Below are 11,838 nucleotides of genomic sequence, written 5' to 3'. Positions count from 1 at the left end.
GCAAGCAAGAAATACTTTGTCGTATAACATGTTGGAAAAGCCTTTGGTCGTAAGATCGGAGGCTTTTTTGTTTTTATAATGTATTATGGAATTTGGTGAGTTAAACTTTGGGAAAGTGGCATTCTCGCGGTGGCGAGGCCATGGATGGCCGTGGCTCGTGGCGTCGTAACAGGGATGTTACGCGCACAGGAGTGGGAAGGACACGGGCCTTTGTCTAAAAATTGTGTAACTATCTCTAATTTAGATCGAGTCCCGCATAACGTAAATCAAAAAGTTGATTGAGTTCATAAATATTAGCTCTAACCGCCGGAATTGGTTTTCTCGACCAGAGGTCATGTAAATTGCAAAATTGGATGAATAAATTTACCTCAAGGGACCTAACACTTGCAAAGTAACCGCCCAAATCGTTTCTCATTCTTTCAATTCCGGAGTTTATTGATTCGACAGCATTAGTTGTATAAAAATGTTTTCTAGTGTCCTCCGGGAAAAGTAAAAAAGTAAGGTAATGATCTTTTTGGTTTAACAAATGTTCAGCCATTTCGGGTTTCTCCGATTTTACGAGCAAGATGGACCATACAAAGTTGTCTGTAAGCAAGAGGAAAAAGCTTCTTAACCACATCGTCTAACACATTAAAGTTGTCGGTGATGATCGAAAGAATTTTAGTAGCGCCTCTTTGGATTAAATCTTGGAAAACGTCCGTCCAAAATCCTTTGTTTTCCGAACCTTTTAGAGTCCAAAAACCCAATATTTCCTTGGTTTCATCACGCTTGATACCACAAGCAACAAAGATAACGGTCTTTTGATTTTTCCTATTTTCATCTCTCATTTGAGAATGACATGCATCAATAAAAACAGCGATCCATTCCTTATCCAAAGGTCTGTTTTTGTAGTAGTCCATTTTCTCTGCTATAAAATCGAGAGAATCGTTTAACGTTTCTTTTGAGAAAGGAAGTCCTGGTTTTTTACAAGATCTTTCAATTTGTGCATACGAGTAACCATTGGATAACATAGCAATGAGTAGCTCTTCGTAATCTTTATCGATTCGTTTCCAGTGAGGGGGAAGGATCGCTGGTCTAAACTGGGTTCCTGATCGGATTCTAGGAATCTTTAAATTCAGATCTCCAAGAGTAAGTTTAAGGTCTCTTTTGTAGAAACCACAGAAGATTAAGATGACAGGACGAATCAGCGGTAAATCTAAAAATCTAAGAAAAAGTTTGCCTTTATGATTTCTTTTTTTAGCGTTTTGCACTGAACTTTTGCTCTCCGACGGAGACTCCCGGAGGCAACTCATGGCCGGGAATTACTTTGATTTGTGGGTTGGCGGCGGCAAAGTTCCGTAACTTTTCCAGGCTTTCCTTGGCTTGTTTCCTGTTATCTTGCCAACCTGATTCCACTCCCAACTGAAACCCTCGGTAGGTGTGGGACGCATCTCCTGTAAATAAATATGTTCCCGCGTCGGAAACCACCAAATAGGATAAATGTGAATTCGAGTGTCCGGGAGTAGGTATTGCAAACAAAGATCCATCACCAAACACATCTATTACGATACCTAAGATCGGCATCTCCATTCCTTGTGAGCAATCTATTTCTTTGAGATGTTTTACAGTGTCCAAATGTCCTCCGTAATAGATTGGCCAGTAATTGATGTATTCTTCTTTTGCGCCCGCATAAAACTCAATTTCTTTCGGAAGCCCAGATACACCTGCGGTATGATCTCCATGAAGGTGAGTAAAGAATACAGCTTGAATAGGTTTCCCTTTTCGATTCAAATGAGATGTTATGTCCTGACCCGGGTTTTGTTTTGTGTTGCTGATATAATAACCGGAAATCAGTCCTTTCAGATTTCCTCCTTTCTGAAAGGAAGAGTCAAGACCGCTGTCGATTAGGAAACAACCATGTGTTTTGTGGCAAAACCAGAAAGAATACACATCAACAAAGATTCGTTTGTCCTTTTCTCCTTTGAGTTTCGGGTCATCAAGGTTAATCATACCGGATAACGGGACTTCGACGGCACCAGTATGAAAAATTGTAAGATCGGTAATGGATTGATTTTTTTGAATCACTGTTTGCCAATCCCGTATCCGCTTTTGTTCAGGGGGACGAAATGTTTCCCGATTCGGATTTCCGACTGCAATACAGAACTGTATCAAACTCATTGCAAGAAAGAATGTGATTTGTGGATATCTTTTTAGTTTCATAATCCGTTTATAAACCGGAATTTATAATAACACAAGGACCAAAGTTACGATATATATGTGACCAAAGTCACAATAGTCGGATCCCTTTTTTATCCGTAATAATTACACCGTTCTGATTGAGTTTCCGCAAAGCACGTGTTACTACTTCTCTTGCGGTACCTATCTCATCTGCAAGCTGTTGTTGTGAAATACGAACGGGTTCTCTGTTTTTTCTATGCCCGTTCAAATAGCGAAGGATTCTTTCTTCTACAGTGGAGAATGCAAATGCAATCCATTCTCCCACTAGCTTTTCCAAATGTCTGCCCAATTCCGATATCACTACTGAAGCAGCATTGACGTCTTTATACAATGTTTCTTCCAAGCTTTCTTTGGGAATGACCCAAAGCCGGGTCACTCCTTCCGCTTCCGCATAAAGAGTGTTTGATTCTGAAGCCAGGCTCACCACTCCCGCCAAATCTCCTTTCTCCAATCGGCAAATGGTCAATCTTTTTCCATCGGCATTTTCATAATAAAGTCGTAGCTTTCCGGAAAGGATAAGTGCAATCCGTATAGGGTCACCCGGTCTGTTGACAAGCGCACTATCACCGTATTCTGCAAGCACTCCTCTGCCGAATAAAGTTTCACAAAAACTCACCGGCAAATTTCGGAGTGAGCTCACGGACAATGCGGTTTCCACTTCGTTAGGTAAACGTTTTATTACATCCACGCTTACTTATCCGTTTGGGCTTTATAAAAAGCAACGGCTATTTGAAATAAAAAAATTGATTATTCCATGATCCGATCCGTTCAAGCGAATAAGCGGTCATTTCATTTTTCTTCCGTTACCTTTAACATTTGTTCGCCCAGATCAATTCTACGGTCGGCCGTACGAATGGAAGATCGAATCATATCATTCTGTTTTAGGTATTCCGTTCTTTTGCTTTGTCCTTTGATAAACAATTCCCATTTTTTCGATTCGGAAAGCAAAGCTCCTATCTTTTGTATGAACTTGCCCGGGGCGCGAAGAGCGCAACCAGAAGGAGTTCCGGTAAGCAGAACATCTCCAACTGAGATATCGCAAAAGGTGGATAATTCCAATAAAGTTTCCAAAGGTTTATAAACCAAGTTAGCTGCCTTGTCATGTTGGCGAACCGTATCGTTGACAAGTAGAGTCAGCTCCAAAGATTCCAATAATTCAAAATCTCCCTGCTCCAGTACGGAAAGTACGGGACCAGTCGGACAAAAGGTTCGATAGGATTTTCCTTTGTACCATTGCATTTGAGGAAGTTGGATGTCTCTTGCGGAAACATCGTTTGCCATAAAGAAAGCGGCAATATAATCGGAAACATTCGTTTTTTTCGGGTCCAATGGTTTTGAAACGGGTTTTCCAAAAACTAATCCGAGTTCGATTTCGTAGTCCAATAATTTTACATGACTTGGACGAATCACTTCTCCTATCGGAGGACAGAGAGATGCATCCGATTTTGTAAAAAACATATTGTATCTTTTATGATCCGGGTTTAAACCGGATTCGATCAGATGTTGTCTGTAGTTGGCGCCTTGGCAAATGATTTGGCAGGGGGCTGTGATGGGAGAAAGCACGGAGACTTCTTTGAATGGAAGGGACTTCGCCGGTTTTTCTTTTTTTTGATTCTTTAAAAATTCTAAAAAATCCTTGGTATTCAAATCACCCGCATTCAATGGAAAGATATTTCCATGTTCCGTTTTGCCCCAATCGACAGTTTTTCCATTTGAAAATCGTATATAATTTTTTGCCATTTCGTTTGCCCGTATCTTAACTTAAGTCAGTATTTAATCCATGGTCTGGGAGATTTGTCCATAACCTTCTTTAATTCCAGAATACTTTGCAATCTGATTTGCTTTCCGGAAAAAATTCCTTTCCATAACTCTTTTAGCTTACGAAAAGAGAGTTTCGTATCCAAAAAATCTTCAGGCATATCTTCGCCCCATTGGTAAAGATTGTCTCTTCCGATCAAATGATAAGCAGTAGGAACCGAATCATCGAATCTATCACCGTCTGTGAAGTGTTCTACGAGCATTCCGCTCGGATCTCTCTTATAATCGAAAATCTGACTTCCAAGCAGATGCCTGCCGATTCCCCAGGCGGATTTTCCTCCCTTTCGGAGAAGCCAGTCTCTTCCTTTGGCTATTTCTTCCATATCATCCAGTTCGAATGCGCAATGTTCCAAACGGTCGTCGATTCCTGTTGCGATAACGATACTATGATGATCTGTTAGTTGGTCGCCGCGATCACATCTTAGAAATGAAATGACAGGCTCTTTTGAATGGGGAAGAATTTGAATATCGGATGGGATAAAACCGAAATGATCGCAATACCATTGTGCATTTTCAAAGAACTCCTGTTTTAAAAAAACAGCATGTCCCAATCGGATTACTTTTGCAGGACCGAATTCCGCCGGTTGGGGAATATTGATTCTTTTTGTTAGGTGAGGTTTGTTCCATTCTCTCTTTATTTCGAAGGGATGTTCAAGATCAACCTGATGTTTATAAACCACATCTACCGGAAGTCCGGACGGATCGTTCAGCGTGACGGAAGGCGCATTACCGAATCTACCGGAAGGATTTGGAACCGCATTTTTGATTTTGGAAATCTCTATGAAATCCTTTTGTGAAGAAACAAATAATCCTAGTCCAAGAACTTTGTCCCGATCAGACTTTTCGACGGACCAACATGGAAAAGAAGAACCATGACTTCTGAATAAAATCCGGCTTTCGGTCTCTTCGCATAGGATTAGTCCGAAGTCCAAATAATACTGCAATGTGTTTTTTAGGTTTTTCCTGCCTAGTCGGATATAGGCTATATCGTATACTTTGCAAGAGGGATGATCCGATTTTTTCGGACAGGGAGAAATATGTTTTCTCATTGAATGTGACCGTCTTTCGAATGATTTAGAATGTGAGCCAATCCCTCTTGCTTGGATTTCATAATTGAGATAATTGTCAAAATTGAATTATATGTCAATATTATTTATTTCTGGTTTTTAGGAAAAAAGATAAGTTTAGTTGTTGCTTTCGGATCTGTCTGTTTTTTTAGAAAAAGTGTCCTTATCCATTGCAGCGTTAATTTCCATGTCGAGTGCCCTGATCGAAAGATGGATTTCAAAAAAAGAAAACAACAAAGAAATGATCATCAAAAGCAGTGCCAAGGCAAACAAGATCCAAGCGAAAAGATTATACGCATTGATAAAACCGAGAGAGGTTAGGCAAAAAATCAAACTCAATATGCCAAGGCTTTGAGTATAACGAATGAGTGAAATCCGAAACCTGAGATTCATAATCTGACGAATTAACACTTCTTCTTTCGATTCTTTATACTTTTCAAGTAGGGATCTTGATACTGATGTTAAACCTAAAAACCGATTTGTATAGGCTAACATAAGTAATGATATGGCAGGAAATAACAAACCGGGTGTATTAAAGGAGAGAGGTTCCATTGATTCTTTCTTTTCCGGCTTCAAAATTTTGCAATCAACAAACAGGATTGGATTCAAATTTATTGAGATTTGTATGTAAGATGAGAATACTCTCAAAATTGTAGTTGTGCTTGCTCGGCCGGAAGAATCAGATAGAAAACATGGCAAATTTTAAACCCAAAAAAAAGATGCTTCCCAAAAAAGAGAGAACAAGAGCACAAATCATGAGCGCTGCGTTGCGGTTATTCGGCAGAAAAGATGCGGCAGGTACATCTATCGCAGAGGTGAGTGCGGAGGCAGAGGTTGCCAACGGAACTTTTTATAATTACTTTCGAACCAAAGAAGAACTGTTAGAGGCCTCGGCACTATCTATCGCCGAAGCAATGTCTGGCGACGTGGAAGAACGGATGTCCGACATGGATGATCCTGCGGAAAGAATGGGGCTTGCCGGGTTATTATTTTTCAAACAAGCAAGGAAAGATTCGAATTGGGGATGGGCATTGATTCGGGTTGCCGCTGTTGCGCCAAGAATGAGCGAGATTCTGAGGAGTTATCCTTTAAAAGACATTCAAAAGGGGATCAAGATAGGAAAGTTTTCTATTGATTCGGAAGAGAGCGCTTTGAATATATATGTCGGTGCCTTGCACTACGGAATTCGAAGTATCATTGAAGGCAGAGGTGTCAAAAAAAATCACGACCAAGACACTATGGTGTTGGTATTGAAAGCTTTCGGTATTCCGACGATTACTGCAAAAAATATCATAACTAAAAGTTATAAAAAAGCATGGTACGAAACGCCAACTAAATAACGTTAACGGTTTCTTGCTTTTGATGCAAGTCCCACGAATTGTTTGATGATTTGATGTTTTGCTCTGGTTTTCCAATCTGCTTTTTGAAATTCAGGTGCCTTACCCGCCGTTTCACCTGGAAGGGAAAGTTGCGGAAACAGTTTGAGAGAATGATCTCGTTTTATATTCTGCAAAGACGGTTCGTCGATTTGTTTTAGCGATTGAAGTTCTTCCGTCTGATTTGTCAAGAGCAGCTCGGGTGCAAAAGGGAAATCACTTCCGAACAGAATATGATCTATATCAACTAATTCAAGTAAGGCTGCCATTGCATAAGGAGAAGGGGAAAGTGCCGTATCAAAGTAAAATCTTTTTAGATAAGTCAGAATTCCCCAGGGAGTTTTTTCCGCAATTTCAGGAAGTAAATTTCCCAACGATACTCTCCATGCTACGTAAGGAAGAAAGCCGCCTGCATGGGAAAGAATCCATTTGATATTCGGATATTTTTCCATCGTTCCCGAATAAATCAGATTTACGGCAGCACGTGTTGTGTCGCAAAGAAATTCTAAAATAAATCCGGGAATGTTCAATCCTATTTGCTCGCTTGTGGGATGAATGTCAGGATGAACGAATACTTTTGCTTTTCTTTTGTCCAATTCATTCATAAGTTCGTTAAAATCGGAATCACCTAAAAATTTTCCTCTGGTGCTTGCAAGTAACATCACTCCATCCGCTTTCAACACATCCAATGCGTAGATTGCTTCAGTCGTTGCTTTGTCGGGAAGAGGCATAGGCAGAACGGCAAACGATCCGAATCTATCCGGATGGTGTTCTGCAATTTCCCTTGCATATTCATTGCACCTTCTTGCCAACTCGCAAGCTGCATCCGCATTTCCAAAATAAACTCCCGGAGAAGAAATGGATGTGATTGCCGTCCGAATTCCATGCAAGTCCATCGTGTCCAAGGAGCGACGGGGGTTCCAGGAAGGAATAGGGGCGCTTGCGATAAAATGAATGCCCTGTTTTTTCAAAGCTTCCGTGTAAAAGGAAGGGATAAAGTGATGGTGAACGTCAATGGCTCTGATGAGATGATTCATATTTTATATTTCCTTGGGTCGGTTGTTTTAGCGTGGGATGGAAATTTTTGTGACTTCCGCAAACCAAAGTCCGATGAGAAAACTTCCGTTCATTCTGTACTTTCCCGCTTCATAAGCTCGGAGTATTTCCGTTTCATTTCTTTTGCTCAAAGTAATATAAGCATCCTGTGATGTTTTCCAAATCTGAGAAAAATCAGGAGAAGGATGGATTCCGAAATCAAAAGAAAGATTCCGGTCTTTTAAACTGAAATAACCGCCTCTGTTTCCTTTTTCCGTTCGAATTTGCAATACGAAATCCGTTTCCGATAATAATTCTTTCATTCGTTTGGAATGAGATCGTTTTAAAAAATAATACATTGTTAAAAGGAGTATGGAAAACTTAGGTGCTAAGATTATATTTTTGAAAGTGATCATTTTTCTCCTCTGACTTTGTTTAAAAGAGCAAAACTATCCGAAGGCAGACGATCTCCTCTCCAAGCTACGTGTTCGTCCGGTCGAACTAGTATGAATTTTTTCTCGTATACCTTTCCTATCTCCGTCTCTTCTATCTTTATTATTTTCAAAGGGACATTCAATTTTTGTGCTGCTTGGGAAATAGATTCCGTATCTTCCGTAGATTCGGATAATACAAGTAAGGTGAATTCGCCCGTGCCCAGCTCGTCGAACAAAGCGGTTCCATCCTTTCTAAACACACTTGGTAATCTTGAACCGGGCCAGGTCGTAGGAATATATTTGATTTCTTCGTAAGGAGGTTCTTGTCCTTCTTCTTTTTCGATAATGGGTGAGTTTTGATAACGATAGCCGATTTCGATTCCAAGGGATTCGTAAAGCCTTGATACCTTGGTTTCAAATTCATGTTTCATTCGGATTCGAATCGATTCTCCTTCTTTGGAGTCGTCCAACATCTTTTCGTTTCGTGCGAACTGAGCCTCGAAAACGGAAGCAGCGCATTTTTTGACATGTTCTCTGTTTCTAAGTGCAATAGGACGTCTTTCCGATTCATACGAATCCAATAGATTCATGCCTCCCCAACCTCGTAAAACTGCCGCTAGCTTCCATGAGAGGTCGTAGGCTTCACATAGGCCTGTGTTCATGCCAAGTCCTCCCGTGGGCATATACTGATGGGTGGCGTCTCCGACAATAAACACCCGTTTGTGGCCAAAGGATTCTGCGACTATGAATTGAGGGCGCCATGGACCCGATTGAATCACTTCGTATTTCAGTTTTTTACCGATGGCTTTGTCGATGACGGATTCGACGGACTCCCCTTTTTTCGGTGCAAACGGTCTGTGCAAAATAAAATCGTTTTTGCTTGCGTCCGGTGAGACCAGAAGACCGGTGAATTCGGGGTTGGAAATCCAAGTGTGCCAATAAGATTCTTTGTTTGGGTACAAGGAGGAAATTTCATCGGATTTCAGATGTATAATGAATAATTCTCCCAAGAGATCTCTGGTTCCTTCATAGTCTATATTTAGAAAATTACGGACTTTGCTGAGTGCCCCGTCGCAACCGATCAGATATTCGGAACGTATGTTTGTATTTTCTCCCGTCTCTACGTTTTGAATAAGCGCTGTAACGCCTGTTTCATCTTGCTCGAAACCGAAAAGTTCCCAACCGAATCTCACTTCAATATTCGGATCTTTTTCCGCTTCTTCCAGTAAAACCGGTTCCAAATGCATCTGAGGAATTCTTTGCATGGATTCCAAAGGTAGGCTACCATCTTTAACGGTCATAAGCTTTCTATTAGCTTCCTTTACTGGCTGGTAGATGAAATTTCGATCTGACATGACGCTGTAGTACGGACCGTTAGCCGAAGCGGCGAACGAACAATATTGATTGGAAGAAATAGGATTTCCCGCGTTCCTGATTTTATCCGATAGACCAATCCGTCTAAATATTTCCATGGATCGGCAATTCACTACATCCAAGCGAGGATGATTGGTCGTAGTTGAACGGTTGTTAATTAAATATGAATTGATTCCGTATTTGCTTAATGTTAAAGAAAGTGCAAGTCCAACGGGACCGCCTCCTACTACTAGAACGGGGGTTTGAATCATAAGGATCTCCCTGCTGTTTCTTCTTGTTTTATTTCCATCTTGGAAGTTATGGCGGATCGAACTGAAATTTGCCGTATCAGATGGTTTGAAACAAAAGGGAATTCTTCTTTCTTTCCTCCGTCAAAAACATATCTGTCAGGACGAATAATCACAAAATCTAAGTTATGTTGATCAAATAGTTTTTTGAATTTTCCTTCTGTATCCTGAATGGCTTCCGCATAGGAAACACTGTTAAATGAAATCTCTTTCAGTGGAATAAGGCATGATAGTTCGGTTATAGAGGATCTGTAATGTTTCAATTGGTCATCCCTCGTAAGAATTACAAAATGGTCACCGATCAATGAATCGAAAAGAACCGGATCCCCGTTTTTAACTGAAACCTTAGGTTGAATGATTAAATGACCAGCAAGTCTTTTCCGATTCTTGCCGAAAATTCCTTCTTGTAACGGGCGTTTACGATTTGCAAGTTTGTAAATAATATTTCCATAGAATGGGACGAGCCTACCCAATCGAAAAAGAAAATTGTTTCTAAAGAAGGCAACGAACTTGTTTTTGGTCTGAATCAGTCTGCCTAAAAGCATTGCACCTTTGATTACTGATTGCACATGCGGGGATCTTTCCTGTTCGTAACTATCTAAAAATTGATCATCGGCTTTGCCGGTAAGTACCAGGTGCAGTTTCCAGCCCAAGTTATGAGCGTCTCTTACTCCGGAACACATTCCTTGTCCCAAAAAAGGAGGCATCTGATGTGCGGAATCTCCTGCAAGTAACACTCTTCCGTTTTTCCATTGTTTTGCCCAGAGTCCGTGAAACTTATAATAGGCGATTCTGTTAATCTCAATCAGGTTCAAATCTACGAACTCTCTCAACTGCTCTCTTACAAAAGAAGGGTCGGTTGCCTGTTTTTCCGATCTGTCTCCTACTGTCATAAATTGCCATTCATAATACGGACCAGCTAATGGAACATAGGTGACTGGTTGTTTTGGGTTACATACTTGAATATGCACTTTCGGTAGTGAACTTTCTTTCTGTCCTGAACGTGTTTTTGTATCTATTACCACCCATGATTCGTCAAAATCTGCAGTATGAAGACCGATTTGCATGTACTTTCTGATTGCACTTTTTCCGCCGTCACAGCCGATAAGGTATTTGCCGCTGGCAGTGATTTGATTTCCTTTTTTATTTTTGCAGGAAACTTTAACATAATCAATATTTGGTGATATTTCTTTCACTTCATAACCCAGATGGGAAACAACGGAGGAAAAACGTTTCAATCCGTTTCTAAGCTGCAATTCCAAAGTGGGTTGGTGGAACCAAAAAGCTCCTTCATGTCCATATTTGTTGTCTTGGTTTCCGATCTTTTGAGTGAATATCGGTTTCCCTTTCGGTTTCAAATGAAATTCCATATTTTTGAATGCTTCACTTGTAGAATGAATTTCTTTCCAAAGTCCGATTGCTTGAAAGATGCGCATGATCTCATCATCAAAATGAACTGCGCGAGGGGCATAATACAGATCTTCTTCCCTTTCGAAGATTCCCACTGAATGGCCATACTTTCCTAAAATATTCGCAAGCACTGCACCTGTCGGTCCTAGGCCTACGATAATTACGTCATATTTGGTCTCTGATTCCTCTTTCAACTGATCCCCTCGGATAACAAATTCCTAATCCAAAAATATTTGAGAAAGCCTTTACGGACTTTGTGATTTAGATATGAGAATATTTTATTAAATGAGAGAATTGTCAAAAATGAAATTAATGTCAATATTATTCCGAAAACTTTTACTTCCTTTTGTGAAATTTTTTCAACCGGATAATTTGGCAGTTTTCGCTCTAATCCAATATGTTGGAGAACTGAGTCTTCTTTTTGGTGAAAAATCTATAAAAGTCGAAAGAGTTGGGATATTTGACTAAAATTATTTTGCGGATGATTTACGATTCTCCGTCCGAGATCAGCTTTGCTGATGATTCTTCGAATACTTCTTTCGTTTCCATTGGCGCGAGAAGAAAGTGTGGTTAACCACAAAGCCACCCAATGCGTTCCTTTTACCATATCGCCTTTAGATTGTAAAGTGAAGCGGTGGGTTTTGCAAAATGATTCGAATAAGTTCGTGTTTTGCCCGTTAGGTTTGTTTCAATATAAAGGAAAGAATCCGGATGGAAAAAGTTAGATATCTAACCCGAGTAAAATTTGATTGAACTCTCAAATATAAGAATCCTGCAGGGATGAAAAATAACGAAAGAAGAAGAATCGTATTTTCTTTCG

At 40.3% G+C, this 11,838-nt stretch carries 12 protein-coding genes; 1 reads left to right on the top strand and 11 read right to left on the bottom strand.

Translation table 11 applies throughout. The features are described from left to right. Positions 1-235: 235 nt before the first annotated feature. From EHS11_RS20275 to EHS11_RS00345, 7 genes are all read right to left on the bottom strand, one after another. A complete protein-coding gene (locus EHS11_RS20275) occupies positions 236-538 on the bottom strand; it encodes a transposase (protein ID WP_167884299.1) in 303 nt (100 codons plus the stop codon). Beyond that, a complete protein-coding gene (locus tag EHS11_RS00370) occupies positions 531-1,250 on the bottom strand; it encodes an IS256 family transposase (protein WP_167884298.1) in 720 nt (239 codons plus the stop codon). Before EHS11_RS00370 ends, EHS11_RS20275 begins: the two co-directional genes overlap by 8 nt. Further along, positions 1,237-2,199: an MBL fold metallo-hydrolase gene (locus EHS11_RS00365; RefSeq protein WP_135762434.1), complete on the bottom strand. Its 963-nt coding sequence runs from the start codon at positions 2,197-2,199 to the stop codon at positions 1,237-1,239. The genes EHS11_RS00370 and EHS11_RS00365 overlap by 14 nt, the downstream gene beginning before the upstream one ends. A gap of 67 nt (positions 2,200-2,266) precedes the next feature. Further along, entirely contained in the window at positions 2,267-2,905 is a 639-nt protein-coding gene (locus EHS11_RS00360) for a Crp/Fnr family transcriptional regulator (RefSeq protein WP_135762433.1), read from the bottom strand. 101 nt (positions 2,906-3,006) lie between these two features. After that, positions 3,007-3,957 (bottom strand): fumarylacetoacetate hydrolase family protein, encoded by a 951-nt coding sequence (locus EHS11_RS00355; RefSeq protein WP_135762432.1) that lies wholly within the window; start codon positions 3,955-3,957, stop codon positions 3,007-3,009. Positions 3,958-3,983: 26 nt separating this feature from the next. Beyond that, the gene (locus tag EHS11_RS00350) at positions 3,984-5,084 is read right to left on the bottom strand and encodes a VOC family protein (RefSeq protein WP_135762431.1); all 1,101 of its coding nucleotides are present in this window, start codon (positions 5,082-5,084) and stop codon (positions 3,984-3,986) included. Between the two features lie 135 nt (positions 5,085-5,219). Next, complete coding sequence (locus EHS11_RS00345; protein WP_135762430.1) at positions 5,220-5,654, bottom strand: DUF2721 domain-containing protein; 435 nt, start codon at positions 5,652-5,654, stop codon at positions 5,220-5,222. Positions 5,655-5,794: 140 nt separating this feature from the next. Here EHS11_RS00345 and EHS11_RS00340 point away from each other — a divergent pair, with 140 nt between their 5' ends. Beyond that, positions 5,795-6,442, top strand: coding sequence for a TetR/AcrR family transcriptional regulator (locus tag EHS11_RS00340; RefSeq protein ID WP_135762429.1), 648 nt, complete (start codon positions 5,795-5,797; stop codon positions 6,440-6,442). 2 nt (positions 6,443-6,444) lie between these two features. On the opposite strand, the gene EHS11_RS00335 is transcribed toward EHS11_RS00340, so the two are convergent. Genes EHS11_RS00335 through EHS11_RS00320 form a run of 4 tightly spaced genes read right to left on the bottom strand, consistent with a single transcriptional unit; the run spans position 6,445 to position 11,212 of the window. Continuing rightward, positions 6,445-7,515 (bottom strand): amidohydrolase family protein, encoded by a 1,071-nt coding sequence (locus EHS11_RS00335; protein ID WP_135762428.1) that lies wholly within the window; start codon positions 7,513-7,515, stop codon positions 6,445-6,447. A 27-nt stretch (positions 7,516-7,542) separates the two neighbouring features. Continuing rightward, the gene (locus tag EHS11_RS00330; RefSeq protein WP_135762427.1) at positions 7,543-7,929 is read right to left on the bottom strand and encodes a hypothetical protein; all 387 of its coding nucleotides are present in this window, start codon (positions 7,927-7,929) and stop codon (positions 7,543-7,545) included. Next, positions 7,926-9,572 (bottom strand): FAD-dependent monooxygenase, encoded by a 1,647-nt coding sequence (locus tag EHS11_RS00325; RefSeq protein ID WP_135762426.1) that lies wholly within the window; start codon positions 9,570-9,572, stop codon positions 7,926-7,928. The genes EHS11_RS00330 and EHS11_RS00325 overlap by 4 nt, the downstream gene beginning before the upstream one ends. Next, positions 9,569-11,212 (bottom strand): bifunctional 3-(3-hydroxy-phenyl)propionate/3-hydroxycinnamic acid hydroxylase, encoded by a 1,644-nt coding sequence (locus EHS11_RS00320; RefSeq protein WP_167884297.1) that lies wholly within the window; start codon positions 11,210-11,212, stop codon positions 9,569-9,571. The genes EHS11_RS00325 and EHS11_RS00320 overlap by 4 nt, the downstream gene beginning before the upstream one ends. Positions 11,213-11,838: the final 626 nt, after the last annotated feature.

The sequence above is a fragment of the Leptospira ilyithenensis genome, from assembly GCF_004771005.1.
GTDB classification, from domain to species: domain Bacteria; phylum Spirochaetota; class Leptospiria; order Leptospirales; family Leptospiraceae; genus Leptospira_A; species Leptospira_A ilyithenensis.
This window is presented reverse-complemented; position numbering and strand designations above follow the sequence as displayed.